We start from the raw sequence: 22,748 nt of genomic DNA on the forward strand, positions 1-22,748 counted from the left end.
ATGGATAATGAAGCTTTAATAGATTCTTTTTCAGATTTTAAATATGAAAAAAATATAGATAGAGTAAGTCTTATGGCTATTTTAGAAGAATCCATACGATGTGTTTTAAGAAAAAAATATGATTCATCTAAAAATTACGATATTATTGTTAATCCAGATCAAGGCGATTTAGAAATATGGAGAAATCGTATAGTAGTGCAAGATGGAGAAGTTAAAGACATAAATAAAGAAATTGAACTATCTATAGCACGTAAAATAGAACCTGATTTTGAAATAGGAGAAGAAGTAACGGAAAAAGTTGAATTACAATCTTTAGGACGAAGAGCTATTTTATCTTTAAGACAAAATTTACTATCAAAAATAAATGAATATGATAATACAAATACTTACAAAAAATTTAAAAATAAAGTAGGAGAAATCATGAATGTTGAAGTTTATCATATTTTATCTAAACATATTATTATGAGAGATGAAGAAAAAAATGAAATGGTATTACCTAAACAAGAACAAATTCCAAGTGATTTTTTTAGAAAAGGTGATCCAGTTAGAGCACTTGTAAAAAGAGTAGATTGGAAAGATAATAAACCTTTTGCTATCCTAACTAGAAAAGATGAATCTTTTTTAGAAGAACTTTTTAAATTAGAAATACCAGAAGTTTCTGATGGATTAATTATAGTAAAAAAAGTTGCCCGTATTCCTGGTGAAAAAGCAAAAGTAGCTGTAGAATCTTATGATGATCGTATAGATCCAGTTGGAGCATGTGTAGGAATGAAAGGATCTAGAATTCATCCTATTGTTAGAGAATTAAAAAATGAAAACATAGATGTTATAAATTATACTTCTAATACACAATTATATATTACAAGATCTTTAAGTCCTGCTAAAATTTCTATGATGGAAGTGAATGAAGAACACAAATATGTAAATGTATATGTAAAAATTGAAGAAATATCGAAAGCAATTGGAAGAGGAGGGCAAAATATAAAATTAGCTAGTCAATTGACTGGATATAAAATTCATATATTTAAAGATTATCCTTACGAAGATGATGTTGAATTAACAGAATTTTCTGATGAAATAGAACCAGAAGTTCTAGAAAAATTTCATAAAGTAGGTTTAAATACTGCAAAATCTGTTTTAAATTATGGAAAAAATGATCTCAGTAAACGGACTAATCTTGAAGAAAAAATAATAACTAAAGTAGTTACTATTTTGAGAAAAGAATTTGAAGAGGAATTAAATATCAACACATAACAGTAGTATAATTAACAGAATAATTTTTTGAATAAATTTTTATTTTTGCTTTTACACATTTTATAATATGACGGATAAAATCAGATTAAAAACAATATTAACAAAATTCAACATTTCTTTACAAAGAGTAGTTCGTTTTTTGCAAAAAAAAGGAATTGAAATAGAACATAATCCTAATGCAAAAATAGAAGAAAATATTTATAAATTTCTTGTTAGAGAATTTCAACCTCATAAAAAAATACGAGATGAATCTGAAAAAATTTTTTTACAAAAAAAAATTGAAAAAGAAAAAATAAAAGAAGAATTATTAAAATCAAAACATATTCATCCTACTCAAATTATACGTGCAAAATCAGAAAATTTAATTAGATTCAAAAAAATAGGAAATATTAATATATTTCAACATAAATATAAAAATAAAAATTATGATTTTAAAAAAGAAAAAAAAAATAAAATAGAAAATAAATTTAAAGACAATAAAAATAAACCTGAACACATAGATACTATTTATCAAAAATTAGATGGAGTTATGTTAACAGGAGATAGAATTGATTTATCTCAATTTGAAAAAAAGAAAACAAAACAAGAAATTAAAAAAAAACGAAAAAGAATTAAAAAAGAAATTTTTGTTGATGAAATGAAAAATATTTCTGTTAAAAAAAAACAGGATAAAGAAAGAAAACTTTCTTTAAAATATTCTTATGAAAAAAAAGAAACGAAAATAGAAAAAAATAAAAATAAAAAAAATTTATCAAAATCAAGAATTTCTGATGAACAAATAGAAAAACAAATTAAAGAAACTTTAGAAAAGTTATCATCTAAAGGAATAAAATCAAAATCTTCAAAAATTAGAAAAGAAAAACGTCAATACAAAAAAGAAAAAAAGCTTTTGCAAAATGAAATAGAAAATGAAAAAAAAGAAAAAATACTTAAAGTAGCTGAATTCACAACAGTTAATGAATTAGCATCAATGATGAAAGTAAATGCAACTGATGTCATTGTATCTTGTATGTCTTTAGGAATTATGGTTACTATGAATCAAAGATTAGATGCAGAAATATTAACATTAGTAGCAGATGAATTTGGATATAATGTAGAATTTGTTGGATTAGATTTAGAAGAAGCTATTCAAGATGATAAGGATTTAGAAGAAAATTTAAAACCAAGACCTCCTATTATTACTGTCATGGGACACGTAGATCATGGAAAAACTTCTTTGTTAGATTATATTAGAAATACTAACGTTATTGCTGGAGAAGCTGGTGGAATTACTCAACATATTGCTGCTTATAGCGTTGAATGTTCTAATAATCAAAGTATTACTTTTTTAGATACTCCTGGTCATGAAGCATTTACCGCTATGCGTGCAAGAGGAGCTCAAATAACAGATATTGCAATAATAGTTATTGCGGCAGATGATCAAGTTATGCAACAAACTAAAGAAGCTATTAGTCATGCTCAAGCTGCTAATGTTCCTATTGTTTTTGTATTTAATAAAATGGATAAAAGTAATGCAAATTCTAATAAAATTAAAGAACAATTAGCAAATTTAAATTTGCTAGTAGAAGAGTGGGGTGGAAAATATCCTTCTCAAGAAATATCAGCTAAGTTAGGAACTGGAATAGATAAATTATTAGAAAAAGTTATTTTAGTATCTGAATTATTAGATTTAAAAGCTAATCCTAATAAACCTGCAATAGGAACAGTAATAGAAGCTTCTTTAGATAAAGGAAGAGGTTATATTACAACTTTACTTTTACAAGGAGGAACATTAAAACTTGGAGATTATGTTCTAGCAGGTAGTCATCATGGAAAAGTAAAAAATATTTTAGATGAAAGAGGAAAATCTATTTCTTTTGCAGGCCCATCAAAACCCATTACTATATTAGGATTAAATGGAGCACCTACTGCTGGAGATAAATTTAAAGTTTTTCAAGATGAAAAAGAAGCAAAACAACTTGCTTCTAGAAGAGAACAATTACAAAGAGAACAAAATATACGAGCTCAAAAACATCTTACATTAGATGAAATAGGAAGAAGAATAGCATTAGGAGATTTTAAAGAATTAAAAATAATTCTTAAAGGAGATGTTGATGGTTCTGTAGAAGCTATTGCTGATGCACTTCAAAAATTATCTACAAATACTATCATGATAAATATTATTTATAAAGGAGTTGGTCAAATAACAGAATCTGATGTTTTATTAGCAAGTGCCTCAGACGCAATTATAATAGGATTTAATGTTAGACCGAATATTGGATCTAAAAATATAGCAAAAAAAGAAAATATAGAAATACGAACTTATTCTATAATATATGATGTTACTAATGATATTCAAGAAGCTATGGATGGTATGTTATCTCCTGAAATAAGAGAAAAAATATTAGGTAATGCTGAAATAAGAGAAATTTTTAAAATACCAAAAATAGGAACTATAGCTGGTTGCATGGTAGTAGAAGGGAAACTATTGCGTCAAGCAAAAGTAAGATTAATTAGAGAAGGAATTGTTATACACAATGGTGTATTTACTTCTTTAAAACGTTTTAAAGAAGATGTAAAAGAAGTTACTAAAGGATATGAATGTGGAGTAGGATTAAAAAATTATCATAATTTAAAATCTGGTGATATTGTAGAAGTTTATGAGGAATTATATACAGAAAAAAAAATTAAATAAATGTATAGAACACATAATTGTGGAGAATTGTGTAAAAAGGATATTGGAAAAAAAGTCATATTATCTGGATGGATTCAAAAAAAAAGAAATTTAGGGTCTTTATGTTTTATAGATATTAGAGATTATTTTGGTATTACTCAACTTATTTTTCCTAAAAAATTAATAAATAAAAACTTCCTTTTAGGAAAAGAATTTTTAATTAAAATTAAAGGAAAAGTAGTTGAAAGATCATCTATTAATTTCAACATACCTACAGGTGAAATAGAAATTTTAGTATATCAAATAGAAATTTTAAATTCTTCTCTTACTCCTCCTTTTACTATTGAAAATAAAACAGATGGAAATGAAGAAATGAGAATGATTTATAGATATCTTGATATAAGAAGAAATCCTATAAAAAATAATTTAATTATTCGTCATAATATTTCTTTAGAAATACGTAATTTTCTTTCTAAAAATGGATTTTTAGAGATAGAAACTCCTATATTAATCAATTATACACAAGAAGGCGCTAGAAGTTTTATTGTTCCATCTAGAATAAATATTGGAAAATATTATGCATTAGCACAATCTCCTCAATTATTTAAACAATTATTAATGATAGGTGGAATAAATAGATATTTTCAAATTGCAAAATGTTTTAGAGATGAAGATTCACGTTCTGATAGACAAATTGAATTTACACAAATAGATTGTGAAATGTCTTTTGTAGAAGTAAATGATATATTAATTTTTTTTGAAAATTTTATCAAACACTTATTTAAAAAAATAAAAAATATTCAATTAGAACCTTTTACTTGCATTTCTTATTATGATGCAATAAAAATGTATGGAACAGATAGTCCTGATATTCGATTTGATATGTCATTTATAGAATTAACTAATTTAGTTCACAAAAAAAATATTCTTTTCTTAAAAGAACAAGAATTAGTAATAGGATTAAAAGTAAAAAAATATCATCATGATAATAATCAAATTAATTTTTTATTTAAAAAAATAAAAAATAAAAATATTTTTTGTATACATTATTTATTTAATAAAACTTTACTTTATTCTAGTTCTAATAAATTTTTTATGAATAAAGAAATTATAAAAATTTTCATAAATTATTTTCAAGCGAAAATTGGAGATTTATTATTCATAGCTTACGGAGAAGAAAAAAATACTAGAAAAAAACTAGGAAAAATTCGTTTAGAAATAGCTCATCATTTAAATTTAAAAAATCCTAAAATTTTTAAACCTTTATGGATTATAGATGGACCTATTTTGGAATGGGATGAAAAAAATAAAAAATATAAATCATTACACCATCCATTTACAAGTCCTAAAGAAGAAGATCTTCATTTTTTAGAAAAAAATCCGGAAAAAATTCGATCTAAATCTTACGATTTGATTATAAATGGAATAGAAATTGGTAGTGGATCAATACGTATACATAATAAAAATATACAAAATTTAATTTTTAAACATTTAGGTTTATCTGAAAAAGAAATAGAATCTCAATTCGGTTTTTTTATAAAAGCTCTTCAATATGGAACTCCTCCTCATGGTGGAATAGCTTTTGGTTTAGATCGATTAATTAATCTTTTAGAAGGAAATAATGACATAAAAAATTTTATTGCTTTTCCAAAAAATAATTATGGAATGGATACAATGATAAAAGCTCCATCTTATTTAAAAAATAAAATTCAATAAACTACATTTTCGTTAAATTATTTTTGTATCGTAAACAAGATTTTTTATACACAAAAATAGCTTCATCTTTATTTTTCCAATTTCCTATTTGAACTTTTTTATTTTCTAAATCTTTATATACTGAAAAAAAATGTTCTATTTCTTTTTTAGTATGTATAGGAATATCAATAATATCATTGATTGTATTATAATTAGGATCCGCAATAGGAACACAAAGAATTTTTTCGTCTTCTCCTTTTTCATCTTTCATAAAAAAAATACCAATTGGTTTAACTTTTATTAAACAACCAGGAACTGTAGGTTCTGTTAATAACACTAATGCATCTAATGGATCTCCATCAAGAGAAAGTGTATTTGGTATAAAACCATAATCTGTAGGATAATTCATAGGAGAATATAAAACTCTATCTAATCGAATTAAATTATTTTTTTTATCAAATTCATATTTATTTCTACTTCCTTTTGGAATTTCAACTAAAATATCAAAATTTATTTTCATTTTTTTTAAATTTTTACATTAAATTTTTGTATAATAATTAAATTTTTCTAAATATAAAGCAACTTTTTTAGCAAATCCTCCACCTAAAACTCCATCTATAACACGATGATCATAAGAATGTGATAAATAAATTTTATGTCTAATTCCTACTAAATCACCTTCTGGTGTCTCTATAATAGATAATTTTTTTTGTATTAATCCTATAGCTAAAATAGCAACTTGTGGTTGATGTATAATTGGAGTTCCAAAAAGATTTCCAAAACTACCAATATTACTAATTGTATATGTTCCTCCTTGAGTTTCTTCAGGTTTTAATTTATTAGACTTGGCTCTTTTTACCAAATCATTAATAATTTTAATTAATCCTACTAAATTATAAGAATCTGCATTTTTTATAACAGGAACAATTAAATTACCATTAGGTAATGCTGTCGCTAATCCTATATGTATGTTTCTTTTTTTGATTATATTAGTACCATGAACAGAAATATTAATCATAGGAAGATCTTTTATAGCTTTTACTACACATTCTACAAAAACGGACATTAATGTTAATTTTTCTCCTGTATTTTTTTGAAAGGATTCTTTCATTTTTTCCCTCCATTTTACAATATTTGTAACATCTGCTTCTACAAAAGAAGTAACGTGTGCAGATATATTTTTACTATTCATCATATGTTCTGCAGTAATTCTACGTATCCTATCCATTTCTATAAATTCTTCATTATCTATCAACATATTATTATTTTTATTCCATGTATTACATGAATTACATGATATAAAGATATCACTGTATTTAGGTTGAATTATTTTATTTTTTTGAATATATTTTAATATATCTTTTTTAGTAACACGTCCTTTTTCTCCAGTTCCTTCTATTGTTTCTAATTCATAGAAACTAATCCCTTCTTTATGAGCAATAGTCCGTACAAGAGGAGAATAAAAACGCTTTTTATTTTCTTTTATAGTTTTAGCTTCTTTTATAGAAAAATTTTTTAATTTTTCTTTTGTTTCTAAAATAGCTATTGGACTTCCTACCTTCACAACATCATTAGGAGAAAATAATTTCTTTTTTAATAGACCATTTATTGGAGAAGAAATTTCAGAATCTACTTTATCTGTAGCAATTTCTACCAAAATGTCTTCTTTTTTTATAGAATCCCCCTCTTCTTTTAACCAACGAATGATAGTAGCCTCAGCTATACTTTCACCCATAGATGGAAGGGTCAAATTATATTCGGGCATCTAGATTAATCGTTTTATATTTGTAGATACTAATCAGATTTTACAATCTAATAAAAATAGAAAAATTACAAAATCAAAAATAATAAATTCATTTTAAAAAATGAAAATTCTTTCTTTAAATCAAATCAGAAAAATGGATCAATACTGTATTGATTACGAATCAATTTCTTCTATTCAATTAATGAATAGAGCAGCTAAAAGCTGTTTTAATTGGATTAAACAAAAAAAATATTTTCAAAATAAAAAAAATTCATTTATAGTATTATCAGGAACAGGAAATAATGGAGGAGATGGACTTTTTTTAGCTCAAATGTTACATTTATATGGAGCAAAAGTTTCTATATATATAGTAAATATTTCTAATCATTTTTCAAATGAATTTTTAATTGGTAAAAATAAAGTATTAAGATATAATATTCCTTTAAAAATAATACATGAAAGGGATAAATTTCCTTTATTAAATAATAAAAGTTATTTAATTGATGCTATTTTTGGAATAGGATTAAATCGTTCTATAAATAAATATTGGAAATCTTTTTTTCATTATATTAATGAAAAAAAATTTCAATTTGTTGTATCTATAGATATTCCTTCTGGTCTTTTTATGGAAAAAAATCATTACGATTTTACAGGAATAATTAAAGCTACTCATACTTTAACTTTTCAAGTACCAAAATTACCTTTTTTTTTACCAACATATGAAGAATATGTTGGTAAATGGAATATATTAAACATTGGATGGAAAAATGATTTTTTTCAAAAAATGCATACTAAAAATTTTTATATAGATAATAAATACATTTATTCTATATATAAAAAAGAAAGAAAAAAATTTTCTCATAAAGGAGATTATGGTCATGGAATTATTATAGGAGGTAATTATGGAATGATAGGTTCTGTTATACTTTCTGCAAAAGCTAGTCTACGAACTGGAATAGGTAAACTAAGTGTATATGTTCCTTATTGTGGATATGATATTATTCAAAATTCTATTCCAGAAGTTATTGTAATAACAGATAAAAAAAAATATTGGATAAGTGATATTATTATATCCAACGATATAAATATCAATGCTATAGGAATCGGAGTAGGAATGGGAAAAAACCCTAAAACGGAATATGCTTTGGAATCTTTTTTAATAAAAATAAAATATAAAAAAATATCTATTGTAATTGATGCAGATGCATTAAATATATTATCAAATAAATTAGAATTATTGAATATTCTTCCAAAAAATACTATTCTTACTCCACATCCAAAAGAATTTTACAGATTATTTGGACCATGGAAAAATGATTACCATAAATTAGATATTTTAAAAAAAATGTCTATAAAATATAAAATATTTATTATATTAAAAGGAGCTCATTCTATTATTTCTACTCCCTATGGGAATTTATATTTTAATAGTACTGGAAATCCAGGAATGGCAACAGCTGGAAGTGGAGATGTTTTAACTGGAATGATAATAAGTTTTTTATCTCAAGGTTATTCTCCTAAAAAATCATGCATAATGGGAGTTTATTTACATGGATTAGCAGGAGATATTGCTTTAAAAAAATTAAGTAAAGAATCAATTATATCTAGTGATATTATTAATTACATAGGAAAAGCTTATCAAAATATTAATATTTAAAAATATATTTTTAATTTATGATATATAAATAAATATGATAAATATAATAAAATTATTATTATTATTAATAAACTTATTTTATAAATAAAATCTCCATATTTTATATAAAATGTTTTTTTATTATTTATATATATTCTACTATATAAAATTCCTTCCTTTCCATAAGGAATTTGTGATATGATTTCTCCTTTTTCATTAATAAAACAAGAAATTCCTGTATTAGCAGATCTAGCTATAGATTTTCTATTTTCAATAGCTCTTATACGTGCGTAATACATATGTTGTTTATGACCTTCTGAATTTCCCCACCAACCATCGTTAGTAGTAATAATCATTAATTCTGCATTTTTTTTCTTAAAAAAATTAGATACATATTCTCCAAATATAGACTCATAACAAATAATAGGTGCTATTTTTATTCCTAAATGAGGATGATAAAAAATTGAAGGATGATTTTCTTTACCAAGTTCCATTACAGTTCCCCCAAAATTTAATAATATATTTCCTAATATAGGATAAAAAATATTTTTATAAGGGAAAGTTTCAACTGCTGGAACTAATTTAGATTTATGATGATATTCTATATTTTTATTTGGACCTATTTGAACAACTGAATTAAAAATATCTATCCATTGTATATTTTTTGAATTTTTTAAAATAATAGGAACAGAAGTTTTTCTTTTTTTTTCTTTATATAAAGAAAATAATTCAAATCCAGTTATAAATACTGCATTTTTATATTTATTATTTAAATAATATTTAAATGAAGATATAATTTCATTATCTTTTATATTTTCTATTGAAATTTTATTTCCATTTCCAGGAAATGAAGTTTCAGGACCTAATATTATCATGGATTTTGTATATATTTTTTGATCCATTAATTTTTTAAATTTTTTAATTAGTTCTTTTTTAGAAATATGATATTTTTGATAATATGGATCAATATTAGGTTGTAATATTAATATATCTACAAATTTTTTATATTTTTTTTCTTCATATTTTGTTTTTATATATACTAAATGTGATATAAAAATCATTAAAAAAATTGTTCCTATATTGAAAAATATTCTTCTATAGAAAAAAGATATATTTTTATTTTTTTCATATTTTATAATGGATTTGGTTAATCCAATATTAACTATCCATATCCATACAGATCCTCCTAAAGTACCAGTATATTCATACCATTGAATCCATTCAATGGTATTAGAAAAACCATTTCCTAAATTTAACCATGGCCAAGATAATTCCCATTCTAAATGTATTTTTTCAAATAAAATCCATAAACAAATTAAAAATATATATCCTATATTTTTATTTTTTATATTTTTTTTTATCCATGAAAAAAAAGTAAAAACAAGTGACATAAAAAAAGAATTCAATAATACGGGAGCCAAATAAGCTTCTAAAGCAAAAGTTCCATTTATTCTTTTTGCAAAAGACAACCACCATGTAGAAGTAGCGTTCCATATTAAAAAGGTAATAAAAGAAAGAAAAAAAATATAAAAATTTTTTAAGGAATTTTCGACGTATAATAAAGGAATAAACGCTATAAATAAATAAATAGGATTTCCTTCTGTAGGCCATCCTAAACTTAATAAAAGTCCTGATAAAATACTGTATAAAAAAAACTTAATTTTTTTTATTTTAAAAAAATATAAAATTTTTAAAAAAAAATGGAACTGGCGGGATTCGAACCCGCGTCCAAACAAGTAGAATAAAAGTTTTCTACATACTTATCCAAAAAGTATTTTTCCATATTTATTCAAGTTTTGGATCCAGAATAAAACTAAGATTCAAAAAATATTTCAGAAAATTTTAGAATCATCTATTTTCTTATCCTTACAATTATTTTTGTACCTCTATATTCAGAAATTATAAGGAATTAATTTCTGTAGAGATATTTTACTTCTGCATTATTAGCAGATAAAAGCTTTTTATTTAAGCAGCAAAAGCGTATTGTTGTTCGCCATTTATTATTTTGTAACGCTTTTTTTACGTGTAAATCCTTACGTAACACGGTATGCTTTCTTTTATTACTAGTCTTGCTGTCAAATCCAAAATCAGTCCCTATATCTATTATTTTTATATAAAATTAGTTTGATCTAATGCATCTATCCTTACAAATATAAATAATAAAATAGTAAAAGACCAAAGTGATGATCCTCCATAACTGAAAAAAGGTAAAACAATTCCTATTGTAGGAAATAAACCCATTACCATTCCTAAATTAATTATAAAATGAGTAAGAATAATATTTCCAACAGAATATCCAAAAATTCTTCCAAAAACATCTTTTTGTCTTTCAGATAAAAAATAAATACGACTAATAAAAAATAAATAAAATGCAATAAAAATAATACTTCCTATAAAACCCCATTCCTCTCCTACAGTACAAAAAATATAATCGGTATGTTGTTCAGGAACAAATTTACCTTTTGTAACAGTTCCTTTTTGATATCCTTTTCCAAAAAATTTTCCAGAACCAATAGCAGTTTTTGAGTATAATAAATTATATCCTACATTATCTCTATATTTTCTATCAAATTCATTTTGAAATAAAATATTAATCCTATCTCTATGATGTTGTTTTAAAAATTTTTGAGAAAAAAATGTAGAATAAATAGAAATAAAAGAAAAAAAAATAAATAAAAATATATAATAAAATAAATCAAAAAATGATATATTCTTTTTTTTTACAAAAAAGAAACAAAAAAAAATTATCAATAAAAATGAAACAATTATCCAAGGATATATATATAATGATATTACAAATAATAAAATAGAAAATAAAAAATAAAGTATAAAATAAATAGATAATCCTTCTCTATATAAAGTTAAAATAAAAGAGGAAAAAACTATAGATGACCCTGGATCAGGTTGAATAAATATTAAAAAAGCTGGTATTATCAATATAATACATGTTAATATTTTTTTATTTTTAACGTTATTTTGACTCATTAAATGAGCAACCATTAAAGATGTGGATATTTTAGATAATTCAGAAGGTTGAAAACTAATAGATCCGAATACATACCAAGATTTCGATCCATTTACGTTTTTTCCGAAAAAAAATACTCCTATTAAAAGAAATAATGTCAATAAAAAGAAAAATGGTGTAAAATCTTTATAATGAATTGGTTTAAACAAAAAAATAAAAAATATGAAAAAAAAACTTAATAAAATCCATATTAGTTGTTTTTCTGCTTTTTCAGAAGAAACGGAGTATAAATTCATACATCCAAAAAAAATTATAAAAATATAAATAGTAACAATTACCCAATCTATATTTCTTAATAATATTTTATTTCTTTTTATCAATAGAATTTTTTATATAAAGATTATTTAATTTTTTCATTTTTGCTATAGTATTATATACTTTTTGTAATCCTGAAGTCATGATTTTTTTTTCTAAATTTTTTCTATATACATTATTTTTTATATATTTTTCCGCAATAAGAGTAGCAATAGGACCAGCCCAACGAGCTCCAAAACCTCCATTTTCTATAATAACAGAAATAGCAATTTTAGGATCTTCTATAGGAGCAAATAATATAAAAATAGAATGATCAGGTAAAGAAACTATTTTTTGATTTTTAATTTTAATAAAATTTTGAGATGTTCCTGTTTTTCCAGCCATTCTAATATCATATGATCTAAAACTTCTCCCTGTTCCAATTATAAAAACCTTTTCCATTCCATTAATAATTAAATTAAAATATTTACTTTTTACTTTCGTATATTTCGCTTTAGTGTAATTGGGATTATATATAGGTTTATGATTTATCCGTTTTACAATATGTGGAGTATAAAAAAAACCTTTATTTGCTATAGCACAAACCATATTAGCTAATTGAATAGGAGTTACATTTATTTCTCCTTGTCCTATACTATTGGAAATAATAGTAATAGCATTCCATTTTGTAATTCCATATTTTTTATTATAATAATCTCCTGAAGGAATAATACCTTTTTCTCCTGTAGATAAATCATTATATAAATAATTTCCAAAACCAAAACTTTTAATAATATCACTCCATTCATTAACTCCTTTTGTTAAATTTTTAGGATATTTTTCAATAACACGTTTATATACTTGTGCAAAATAATTATTACAAGAAACAGCAACAGCTGTTTCTACACCTATAGGATATCCATGAATTCCAGAATGGCAACGAATTATTTTTCTACCATATTTAAATCCTTTATAACATATAAAAGTTGTATTAGTATTTACAACACCCATTTGAAGTCCAGCTAATTCTGTTAATAATTTAAATGGAGAAGCTGGAGGATAACGAGCTTGTGTAGTTCTATCAAATAAAGGAGTATCTATAGTATCTTTCATTAATTTTTTAAATTCTTTAGTACGATTCATTCCTACAAATAAATTAGGATTATTAATAGGACTAGATACCAATGATAAAATTTCTCCATTTTTAGGATTAATAGCTACTATACCTCCTTTTTTTTGAAACATAAGTTTTTCTGCATACTTTTGTAAATTCCAATCTAAAGTTAAAGAAATATCATTTCCACTCACTGCTTTGATATCATTTTTTTTATTATTATAACTTCCTATAATACATCCTTTTCTATCTCTAACCCAATATTTTATACCCTTTTTTCCTCTTAAAATTTTTTCATAAGATTTTTCTACTCCTGCTAAACCAATAAAATCTCCCATTTTATAATAATTAGATTCTCTTTTAATATTTTTTTGAGTAACCTCTCCTATATACCCAAAAACATTAGAAGAACTTTCGACTTTATAATCTCGTAAAGATCGTTTTGTCCAATCAAATCCTTTGTATTTGTAAAGTTTTTCTTGTATAGTCGCAAATTTTTCTTTTGATATAAAAGGAATAAAAACAGATGGTAAATATTTAGAAAAAGATTTTGCTTTTTCTAAATTTTTAAAAAAAGTTTCTTTTTCAATTCCTACAAGATTACAAAATTCTATAATATTAAAATGTTCATCAATAAGAATTGGAATAACAATTAATTCATAAATAGATTTGTTAAAAACTAATAAATTTTCATTTCTATCAAAAATAGAACCTCTTTCAGGAATAATTATTTCTTGTTTTATAGAAGTATTAAAAGCATTAAGAATATATTTTTCCGTATATATTTGTATAAAAAATAATCTAATTGTAAAAATAAAACCTATAGAAATTAATAAAATATAAAATTTATATAATTTTTTCAATGTTTAATTTTTCTGAAAAAAAAATATATAATACATAAAATAGTTGTAAAAATACTGCTGTATATTGTTCTATAAAAAATAATTCTACTTAAAGTAGTTTCTTTTAATATTGCTAATATCAATAAAGAACAATGATGTGTAATTATTAATGAAAATATATAAAGAATTTTTCTAATAAAAGGTAATTCATAAATAGAAAAACCATTTCTATTTATAATAAAATTTTTACCATCAAAAAATTGTAAAAAACTACATCTTAAAAAAGCAGATAAAGTAGTAGAAAAAGCATGAATACCTCCAGAATTCATACAATGATCTATAATCCATCCAATTAAAAAAGATAATATTAAAAATAAATACTTATTTCTATTATATGGGAAAACCAATATAAAAAGTACATATATATAAGAATAATATCCTAAAAATAATGGATTTAATATTGATATTTGAATTAAACAAAGAATAAAAATAAAAAAAATAGAAATAATAAAACTTTTAAAAAAATTCATTACTTATTTTCAACTTTATAAAGTTGAATATCTTCCAACTCTTTTTTAAATAAATTTTTTACAACATAAGCGTTTTCTATAGTAGAAAAATTAGCCATTAATTTAATTTTTATAATATAATTAGAATGTTCTTCATCCAATTTATAAGAATAAACTCTTCCAATTTCAATTCCTTCAGGAAAGGTAGAAGATTTTCCATCTGTTTCTACTATATCTCCTTTATGAATACAAGAATGTCTAGGTATATCATACAAAATAACATATTCATAATCTATTCCATCCCAACTTAAAGTTCCAAAATATTTATTTTTTTTTAATCTAGCATTTACTTTAATTTTTTGATTTAAAAGAGAAATTGCAATACTAAAATGTGGAGATGTTTTTATAATAATTCCTGCAATTCCATTAGATAATATAATTCCCATATCAGGTTTAATTCCATCTATATATCCTTTATTTATAGTGATATAATTTTCCTGATCATGAATGCTATTATTTATAATTTTTACGGGAGTAAAAGTATACTGTTGTAGATAATCAATATTTTCTTTTTTAAAATCTTTAGATATTTTTTTTATTTTATAAAGTATATGTGCATTTCTTAATTTTCTATTTTCATTTAATAATTTTTTATTCTCAATTTCCAATAAAAAATAGCTACGTAATTTATAAATACTTTCATAAATATTTCCAATTATAAAATTAGAAGAACCTGCATAAATATATTGATGTAATTTAGAATTTGAAAAAGAAAGAAAAATTGCAGAACATTCTAGTATAAAAAAGAAAATAAAAAAACGCCATTTTAAAAGAAAACTGAAAAACTCACGCATAAGATTTATATCTATCCTATTTCATTAAAAATGTAAATTTATCAATATTTTTCAATGCAACCCCAGTACCTTTAACAACTGCTCTTAAAGGATCTTCTACTAAAAAAACAGAAAGTCCAGTTTTTTTGGAAATTCTTTTATCTAATCCTCTCAAAAGAGACCCTCCTCCAGCCATATATATTCCTGTTTTATAAATATCTGCTGCGAGTTCTGGTGGAGTTCTTGAAAGAGTTTCCATAACCGCATCTTCAATTCGTAAAATTGATTTATCAAGAGCAGGAATAGTTTCTTTATAAGAAATATTCATTTCTTTTGGTTTACCAGTTGGTAAATCGCGACCTTGTATATGAATATCCTCAGGAGGATTTTCAATAGATTCCATTGCAGCTCCTATATCTATTTTTATTTTTTCGGCAGTTCTCTCTCCAATATATAAATTATATTTTGTACGAAGAAAATAAGATATATCGTTTGTAAAAACATCTCCCGCTATTTTTATAGATTTTTGACAAACTATTCCACCTAAAGCAATAACTCCACATTCTGTAGTACCTCCTCCTATATCAATAATCATATTTCCTTCTGCTTTTGTAACTGAAATTCCAGAACCTATAGCAGCTGCCATTGGTTCTTCAATTAGATAAACTTCTTTTGCATTGAGATGTTGAGCAGAATCTTTAACTGCTCTTTTTTCTACTTCCGTTATTCCAGATGGAATACAAATTACCATTATTAATGATGGAGTAAAAAATTTATTATTTATACCTGGTATTTTTTTGATAAATTCTCTTATCATTAATTCAGCTACTTGATAGTCTGCAATAACTCCATCTTTTAATGGTTTATATATTTTAATATTTTCATGTGTTTTTCCTTGCATTTGTTTTGCTTCTTCCCCTACAGCTAATACTTTTTTTGTTCGTATATCTATAGCTATTATTGAAGGCAAATCCACTATAACTTTATTATTATGCATAATAAGTGTATTTGCTGTTCCTAAATCTATAGCTATTTCTTGAGTAAATAGGTTCTTCATAAAATCTATTATTAATCCCATTAATATTTTTTTTATGAAAATATTAACCTAATTTAAATAAAAATTACAGTTTTTTAGTATATTAAATATATTATATATTATATAAATTTTTTTTGAAGGAACATAATGTTTTTTTATTACAAGGAAGTAATAAAAACAATCGTAAAGAATATTTAGATCAATCTTTAATTTTGATCTCTAAAAAAATTGGAAAAATTTTTCAAAAATCTTCATATTTTGAAAGTGAAGCATGGAATATGAAAAATTCGTCTTCTTTTTATAATAGAGTTTTATGTGTAAAAACTTATCATTCTCCTATGATTCTTTTAAAAAATATTTTCAGTATAGAATATATTATAGGAAGAAAAAAAAATTTTTCAAAAATAAAAGGAGAATATAAAGATAGAAAAATAGATATAGATATTTTATTTTATGATGATATTATTATATTTAGTTCTATTTTGACTATTCCACATCCTTTATTACATGTTAGAAGATTTGTTTTAGAACCTATGTGTGAAATTAATCCTAATAAATATCATCCAATATTTCATTTGACTATTTTAGAAATATTAGGATTATGTACAGATAAATTTAATGTTCAAAAATTATATATTTAAATTAATAAATTTAAAAAATATACAAAAATATAAAAAACAAAATTTTTTTATTACAATTTTATTTTTATTTATTTTTATTTATGTTCCTATTTTCATTTATGCAAACGAACAAAAAGAAAAAAAAAATATTTTTGATAAAAAAAATAATTCTGTATTTAAAGATATTATAAAATATCAATCCAATATACAAGAACATAATATAAAAGAAGGTAAATCTTATTTAAAAGGAAAAGCTTTTATAAAGTATGATGATATACAAATTCAAGCGGATTGTATTGAATTTAATTGGAAAAGTGGAGATTTATACGCAATTCAAAAGGAAAAATTTTCTTTTTTACAAAAAGATAATAATAAATATTTTTTTAAAAATCTTCATTTTAATTTAAAAAATAAAAATATAGAAGCGAAAGATTTTTATATAAAAAGAGAAAATTATATGATCATTGCAAATAGTATTGAAAATAAGGATCCAAATATAAGTTTAATGAAAAAAATTACATATATATCAGATCCTTTTTATTTACAAAATAAAGATAATGATCCTGATTTTTATTTAAAAACAAATTTTTTAAAATATTATCATACCAAAAAATATATTTTTTCTGGGCCAGTTTTTTTTTATTGGTATCAAGTTCCAATGCCTATATTTTTACCTTTTTTATATATTCCTATTAAAGAATTAAATAAATATAGAATAATATATCCAAAAATTGGAATTCAAAATAAAAAAATTTATATAGAAAATATAGGATTATCTTTTCCAATTTATAATATTCTAAATTTTAAAATATTAAGTTCTATATATAATAGATATAAATGGATTTTTAAAACAAATATGGAATATAAATTTAAATATTTTTATTATGGTTTTTTTGATTTTAATTATCAATATATGTTAAATAATAAAATTGATTATCAATTTAAATGGGAACATCATCAAAATTATAAATCATATAATGGTATAAATTTTAATGCAAAAATTAATTACGATAAAAATAACGAATTTAATGATTCTATTTCATATTTAAGTGTGAGAAAAAAATTTTCTAATTATTTATTATTTATGGATGCTTATATGTTACAAAATAATAGTAATAAAGTAGGAATAAAATTTATAATTCCAGAATTAATTTTTCATATGAAAAATATGCCATTTAATAATAAAAAAAATTTTTTTTTGCGTTATATGAACATTGAAAATAAAATATTAATTCATAATTTTTTAGATTTTTTTCATGAACATAAAAAAATATCTTTTTATACTGAATTTAATCAAAAAATGAGTATTTATACTTATCTTTCTTTTTTTAATTTTTATTTAAAAATTTTACCTAAAATTTGTTATAATGAATTTTATATATGGAAATTTCCTTATTCTTTTGTTTCAAATTTTCAAAATATAGATTTATCATCAGATATTATATCTATTCCATTGAATTTTAATAAAATTTACAAAAGTAAAAAAAATTCAATTTTTTTTATCCATAAAATGGAACCTATGTTATCTTTTTATGTAAAATATTTTCCTCCTGTTTTTTATAACGAAAAAAATCATTTTGAAAAAAAAATAAATTTTATATTAAATAATGATTTAAATATTCAAATAAAAAATATTTTTAATAAAAAAATAAAAATATTTAAAAATTGGAAATATTCATTTCTTATTGACCATAATTCTATTAAATGGGATAATTTTCAAATAGAAGGAAATGCAGATTTTACAAAAGGAATAGGCGTAAAATATAAAGGGGGAATAAATTTTTTAAAAGAAAAAAATATGTATTTTAATTTATCTTTTTTTTGTAATTATGAAACTAATTTTTTATCTAAAAAAAATGAAAATAAATATAAAAAAAAAGGAAAATATCGTTATGATTATTTTTTTTTTGATAAAAATAATTATGCTCATTACTCAATTCCATTAAATTTTAATATTGATTATTATTATAATAATAACAATAATATTAATCAAAAAAAATCATTAGATACTTTTTTAAGTATAAATGGATCTATTAATATTACAAAATATTGGAAAATTGATATTCATACAAATTATGATTTTTTTAAAAAAAAAATAACATTTGCTAATATTATTTTTTATAGAGATTTAAGAAGTTTTGAAATGAGTTTTAATTGGATTCCTATAAAAAATCCTTCTTGGTATTTTTTTATTGGAATAAAAGATAAAAATTTAAGGAATATCATACAATATAATGAAAAAAATTAAAAATAAATAATTCAATATGATACCTAAAAAATTTTCAATAGAAAAAATACCATCTTATGGACCATATAGTACATGTGTAATTGTAGACAATTTTTTATTTGTTTCTGGACAAATAGCTGTAGATCCAAAAACTGGAAAATTAATTTCCGATACTATAGAAATAGAAACAAAAAAAATTATGGAAAATTTAAAAATTATTCTTTTAGAAAATAAAATAGGATTTCAAAATGTTATTAAAACTTCTATTTTTGTAAAAAATATGAATCATTTTTCTAAAATAAATAAAATATATTCTTGTTTTTTTCATAAAGGACATTATCCAGCTAGAGAAACTATACAAGTTTCTGGATTGCCAAAAAATGCTAATATAGAAATATCTTTAATTGCATATATAAAGATTAATTAAATTGATTATTAAATCAATTATAAAATATTATTTTTTATTCTTTTTTTTTATTTTATTTATAAATCAAGGATATTCTAAAAATATAGAACTTATTCATGCTGATTTAATACAAAAAAATGATCATAATGATGCTATTTTTTTAAAAGGTAATGTATTTATAAAATATGATAAATATCATCTTTTTTGTAAAAATGCTATTTATTATAAAAAAAATAATAAATTTTATGGTTATGGAAATGTAAAATTCCAATTAGGAAATAATAAAATATTTTCTAAAAAAATATATATAGAAAATAATTTTTCTTATTTTAAATTATCAGATGAAGTCATTTTAAATATAGAAAAAAAAAAATTAAAATTAACATCTGATATAATTAATTATGATTTAAAAAAAAAATCGCTTCAAGCTATTAATAATGTTGTTTTAATTTTTAATAAATTAAAATTAACTACAAATATGTTAGAATATAATTTAAATATAAATAAAATATTTTATCGAAAAAATAGTATAATTTATTATAATAATTATGTTATACATAGTAAAGAAGGTTCTTTTTTTCCTAAAAAAGATAAGGTAGAATTAAAAAATGAAATTAAATTAATAAGTAATGATTATACGATATATACTAATATATTGGAATATTTTTTCAAACAAAATAAAATAATTTTTAAAAATTATTCTGTTATAGTACAAAACAATAAAATTAATAATTTTATTTATGTTAAAGAGGCATCTTTTTTTATTAAAAAAAAATTTTTTTTCTTTGAAAAAGAATTCAGTATTTATTATAATGAAAAAATTATAAAAGGAGAATATTTATTTTTTAATCAAAAAAAAAAATATGGATTTATTAAAAATTTTTTATTAGAAGATTTAAAAAATAAATATTTTTTAATAGGTGGATATGGTAAATTTGATTTTAATAATAATTCTTTAATTTTAAAAAAAAATCCAATAATCATAAATATATCAAAAAAAAATTCTTTTATTATTGATTCCAATATTTTAAAAATAAATTTTAAAGAAAATTATGAATATTTTATTCAAGCTTTTTCTGTTAAAAGTTTTTTTTTGAATGAATCAATTCAAGGTAGATGTCATATTTTAAATTATGAATCATCTAATGATTATATACGATTTAATGGAAATCCTATTTTTTGGTTTCAAAATAATCAAATAACTGGTGAATCTATTTATATTTATTTGTTGAAAAAAAATGAATTTTTTTTGAAAAATATAAAAATTATAAAAAATGCTTTTTATATAGAAAAAATAAATTCAAAAGAATTTAATCAAGTAAAAAGTGATATAATTACTGGTTTTTTTGACAATGATGAAAATAATAAAAATACTTTAAAAAAAATTTTATTTGAAGGAAATATTAATAGTATTATTTTTATTCATGATAATAAAGAAAAAAAATTAATTAATAAATCTTCCTGTAAAAGACTATCATTATTATTAGATAATGAAAAAAAAATTAGTAATATTTATTGTATAGAACAAGCTTATTCAGAATTAATTCCTTTTAATCAAAAAACTCCTAATAAATTTATTTTTCTTTCCAATTTTTTTTGGAAAGAAAAACCAAAAAAAAATAAAAATTTTTTTTATCAAAAAATAGAAAAATACAAAAAAAAAATTCTTTTAGAAAAAGAAAAAATAAAAAAAATAATAAAAAAATAGAATAAAATTCTGATGAAAAAATTAGAAAAGGATTTTTTAAAATATCAAACTCAAATAAATCCTTATCCTATGAAAATTATAGTTGATTATGCTGATGGAAACTATATTTATGGAAAAGATGGAAAAAAATATTTAGATTTTGTAGCAGGTGTTTCCGTTAATATATTAGGTCATGGAAATAAAATGATAAAAAAATCTATAAAAAAACAAGTAGATAAGTATTTACATACTATGGTGTATGGAGAATTTATACAAAATCCTTGTGTACAACTTTGTAAAAAAATAGCAGAAAATACTCCTAATCCACTTACTAGTACTTATTTAGTTAATTCTGGAACAGAAGCAGTAGAAGGTGCTTTAAAACTAGCAAAATGTTATACTGGAAGAGAAGAAATTATTTCTTGTAAATGGGCTTATCATGGTAGTACTCATGGATCTATAAGTATAATGGGAGATGAAAAAAATAAAAGACCTTTTAGACCCCTTATTCCTTTAGTAAAATTTATAACATTTAATAAAATAAATGAATTTATTTCTTCAATTTCAGAAAAAACAGCTTGTATAATTTTAGAAACTATTCAGTGTTCTAATGGGGTAGTATTACCGGATAATTTTTTTTTAAAAAAAGTAAGAGAAGAGTGTAATAAAAAAAATGTTTTAATGATTCTTGATGAGGTACAAACTGGATTTGGAAGAACAGGAAAACTTTTTGCTTTTGAACATTATGGAATAGTTCCTGATATTTTAATAATGGGAAAAGGAATGGGAGGAGGTATGCCTATTAGTGGTTTTATATCATCTGATAAAATTATGAAAACTTTTTGTAATTATTTTCCTTTAAGTCATTTAACTACTTTTGGAGGTAACGCAGTTTCTTCTTCCGCATCTTTAGCTACTTTAGATCAAATAATAAATTCTAATATAATGGAAAAAGTTTCTATAAAAGAAAAATTATTTAGAAAATATTTAATTCATGATGAAATAAAAAGTATTAATGGAAAAGGTTTGTTTTTATCTTTTGAATTAAAAAATAAAAATTTAGTAGAAAAATTATTGATAAATTGTATTAATAAAGGACTAATTTTATTTCGTTTTTTATTTAATAGTCATTTTTTACGTATATCTCCTCCATTAACTATCACAGAAAATGAAATTGAAAAAGGATGTTCTATAATTATTGAAAGTTTAAATAAACTTAAAAAAAAATAATGT

General features: G+C 21.8%; 17 protein-coding genes and 1 other RNA gene. 9 read left to right on the plus strand and 9 right to left on the minus strand.

Annotated elements, in window-relative coordinates:
• From nusA to aspS, 3 genes are all read left to right on the plus strand, one after another.
• The gene (nusA, locus tag H0H41_RS00005; protein WP_194295595.1) at positions 1-1,254 is read left to right on the plus strand and encodes a transcription termination factor NusA; all 1,254 of its coding nucleotides are present in this window, start codon (positions 1-3) and stop codon (positions 1,252-1,254) included.
• Between the two features lie 67 nt (positions 1,255-1,321).
• Entirely contained in the window at positions 1,322-3,928 is a 2,607-nt protein-coding gene (gene infB / locus H0H41_RS00010; RefSeq protein WP_185872227.1) for a translation initiation factor IF-2, read from the plus strand.
• Complete coding sequence (gene aspS / locus H0H41_RS00015; RefSeq protein ID WP_185872228.1) at positions 3,929-5,623, plus strand: aspartate--tRNA ligase; 1,695 nt, start codon at positions 3,929-3,931, stop codon at positions 5,621-5,623.
• Between the two features lies 1 nt (position 5,624).
• On the opposite strand, the gene H0H41_RS00020 is transcribed toward aspS, so the two are convergent.
• Both H0H41_RS00020 and H0H41_RS00025 read right to left on the minus strand, forming a co-directional pair.
• Positions 5,625-6,122 (minus strand): inorganic diphosphatase, encoded by a 498-nt coding sequence (locus H0H41_RS00020; protein WP_317168630.1) that lies wholly within the window; start codon positions 6,120-6,122, stop codon positions 5,625-5,627.
• A gap of 18 nt (positions 6,123-6,140) precedes the next feature.
• Positions 6,141-7,367 carry a dihydrolipoamide acetyltransferase family protein gene (locus H0H41_RS00025; protein ID WP_185872229.1) on the minus strand — a complete coding sequence of 409 codons (1,227 nt, stop codon included), beginning with the start codon at positions 7,365-7,367 and terminating at the stop codon, positions 6,141-6,143.
• A 100-nt stretch (positions 7,368-7,467) separates the two neighbouring features.
• Between H0H41_RS00025 and H0H41_RS00030 the strand changes: the two genes are divergently transcribed.
• Positions 7,468-9,003 (plus strand): NAD(P)H-hydrate dehydratase, encoded by a 1,536-nt coding sequence (locus H0H41_RS00030; RefSeq protein WP_185872230.1) that lies wholly within the window; start codon positions 7,468-7,470, stop codon positions 9,001-9,003.
• On the opposite strand, the gene lnt is transcribed toward H0H41_RS00030, so the two are convergent.
• The 7 genes from lnt to H0H41_RS00065 form a co-directional block, all read right to left on the minus strand.
• Positions 9,000-10,718, minus strand: coding sequence for an apolipoprotein N-acyltransferase (gene lnt, locus H0H41_RS00035; protein ID WP_223843728.1), 1,719 nt, complete (start codon positions 10,716-10,718; stop codon positions 9,000-9,002). The two genes, H0H41_RS00030 and lnt, sit on opposite strands and share 4 nt — an antisense overlap.
• Positions 10,681-11,077: a transfer-messenger RNA gene (gene ssrA / locus H0H41_RS00040) on the minus strand. Before ssrA ends, lnt begins: the two co-directional genes overlap by 38 nt.
• Before the next feature lie 14 nt (positions 11,078-11,091).
• Complete coding sequence (gene rodA, locus H0H41_RS00045; RefSeq protein ID WP_185872231.1) at positions 11,092-12,327, minus strand: rod shape-determining protein RodA; 1,236 nt, start codon at positions 12,325-12,327, stop codon at positions 11,092-11,094.
• A complete protein-coding gene (gene mrdA, locus H0H41_RS00050) occupies positions 12,311-14,218 on the minus strand; it encodes a penicillin-binding protein 2 (protein ID WP_185872232.1) in 1,908 nt (635 codons plus the stop codon). Before mrdA ends, rodA begins: the two co-directional genes overlap by 17 nt.
• The gene (locus tag H0H41_RS00055; protein ID WP_185872233.1) at positions 14,215-14,727 is read right to left on the minus strand and encodes a hypothetical protein; all 513 of its coding nucleotides are present in this window, start codon (positions 14,725-14,727) and stop codon (positions 14,215-14,217) included. The genes mrdA and H0H41_RS00055 overlap by 4 nt, the downstream gene beginning before the upstream one ends.
• Complete coding sequence (gene mreC, locus H0H41_RS00060; protein ID WP_185872234.1) at positions 14,727-15,560, minus strand: rod shape-determining protein MreC; 834 nt, start codon at positions 15,558-15,560, stop codon at positions 14,727-14,729. The genes H0H41_RS00055 and mreC overlap by 1 nt, the downstream gene beginning before the upstream one ends.
• 16 nt (positions 15,561-15,576) lie before the next feature.
• The gene (locus tag H0H41_RS00065) at positions 15,577-16,617 is read right to left on the minus strand and encodes a rod shape-determining protein (RefSeq protein ID WP_185872235.1); all 1,041 of its coding nucleotides are present in this window, start codon (positions 16,615-16,617) and stop codon (positions 15,577-15,579) included.
• A 92-nt stretch (positions 16,618-16,709) separates the two neighbouring features.
• Here H0H41_RS00065 and folK point away from each other — a divergent pair, with 92 nt between their 5' ends.
• Genes folK through H0H41_RS00090 form a run of 5 tightly spaced genes read left to right on the plus strand, consistent with a single transcriptional unit; the run spans position 16,710 to position 22,745 of the window.
• The gene (gene folK, locus H0H41_RS00070; RefSeq protein ID WP_185872236.1) at positions 16,710-17,216 is read left to right on the plus strand and encodes a 2-amino-4-hydroxy-6-hydroxymethyldihydropteridine diphosphokinase; all 507 of its coding nucleotides are present in this window, start codon (positions 16,710-16,712) and stop codon (positions 17,214-17,216) included.
• Positions 17,194-19,443: a putative LPS assembly protein LptD gene (locus H0H41_RS00075; protein ID WP_220096577.1), complete on the plus strand. Its 2,250-nt coding sequence runs from the start codon at positions 17,194-17,196 to the stop codon at positions 19,441-19,443. The genes folK and H0H41_RS00075 overlap by 23 nt, the downstream gene beginning before the upstream one ends.
• Before the next feature lie 16 nt (positions 19,444-19,459).
• Positions 19,460-19,849, plus strand: coding sequence for a Rid family detoxifying hydrolase (locus tag H0H41_RS00080; protein WP_185872237.1), 390 nt, complete (start codon positions 19,460-19,462; stop codon positions 19,847-19,849).
• A gap of 1 nt (position 19,850) precedes the next feature.
• Positions 19,851-21,536 (plus strand): OstA-like protein, encoded by a 1,686-nt coding sequence (locus H0H41_RS00085; RefSeq protein ID WP_223843729.1) that lies wholly within the window; start codon positions 19,851-19,853, stop codon positions 21,534-21,536.
• 12 nt (positions 21,537-21,548) lie between these two features.
• Positions 21,549-22,745: an aspartate aminotransferase family protein gene (locus H0H41_RS00090; RefSeq protein WP_185872238.1), complete on the plus strand. Its 1,197-nt coding sequence runs from the start codon at positions 21,549-21,551 to the stop codon at positions 22,743-22,745.
• Positions 22,746-22,748 lie beyond the last annotated feature (3 nt).

Source organism: Blattabacterium cuenoti (genome assembly GCF_014252255.1).
Taxonomy (GTDB): Bacteria; Bacteroidota; Bacteroidia; order Flavobacteriales; family Blattabacteriaceae; genus Blattabacterium; species Blattabacterium cuenoti_J.

What these genes read in the sequence shown, in the direction of transcription:
- infB (WP_185872227.1), top strand. Translation starts at nt 1,322, where the DNA reads ATGACGGATAAAATCAGATTAAAAACAATATTAACAAAATTCAACATT.
- H0H41_RS00065 (WP_185872235.1), bottom strand. Translation starts at nt 16,617, where the DNA reads ATGGGATTAATAATAGATTTTATGAAGAACCTATTTACTCAAGAAATA.
- H0H41_RS00030 (WP_185872230.1), top strand. Translation starts at nt 7,468, where the DNA reads ATGAAAATTCTTTCTTTAAATCAAATCAGAAAAATGGATCAATACTGT.
- mreC (WP_185872234.1), bottom strand. Translation starts at nt 15,560, where the DNA reads ATGCGTGAGTTTTTCAGTTTTCTTTTAAAATGGCGTTTTTTTATTTTC.
- nusA (WP_194295595.1), top strand. Translation starts at nt 1, where the DNA reads ATGGATAATGAAGCTTTAATAGATTCTTTTTCAGATTTTAAATATGAA.
- H0H41_RS00075 (WP_220096577.1), top strand. Translation starts at nt 17,194, where the DNA reads ATGTTCAAAAATTATATATTTAAATTAATAAATTTAAAAAATATACAA.
- H0H41_RS00090 (WP_185872238.1), top strand. Translation starts at nt 21,549, where the DNA reads ATGAAAAAATTAGAAAAGGATTTTTTAAAATATCAAACTCAAATAAAT.
- aspS (WP_185872228.1), top strand. Translation starts at nt 3,929, where the DNA reads ATGTATAGAACACATAATTGTGGAGAATTGTGTAAAAAGGATATTGGA.
- H0H41_RS00055 (WP_185872233.1), bottom strand. Translation starts at nt 14,727, where the DNA reads ATGAATTTTTTTAAAAGTTTTATTATTTCTATTTTTTTTATTTTTATT.
- H0H41_RS00080 (WP_185872237.1), top strand. Translation starts at nt 19,460, where the DNA reads ATGATACCTAAAAAATTTTCAATAGAAAAAATACCATCTTATGGACCA.
- H0H41_RS00020 (WP_317168630.1), bottom strand. Translation starts at nt 6,122, where the DNA reads ATGAAAATAAATTTTGATATTTTAGTTGAAATTCCAAAAGGAAGTAGA.
- H0H41_RS00025 (WP_185872229.1), bottom strand. Translation starts at nt 7,367, where the DNA reads ATGCCCGAATATAATTTGACCCTTCCATCTATGGGTGAAAGTATAGCT.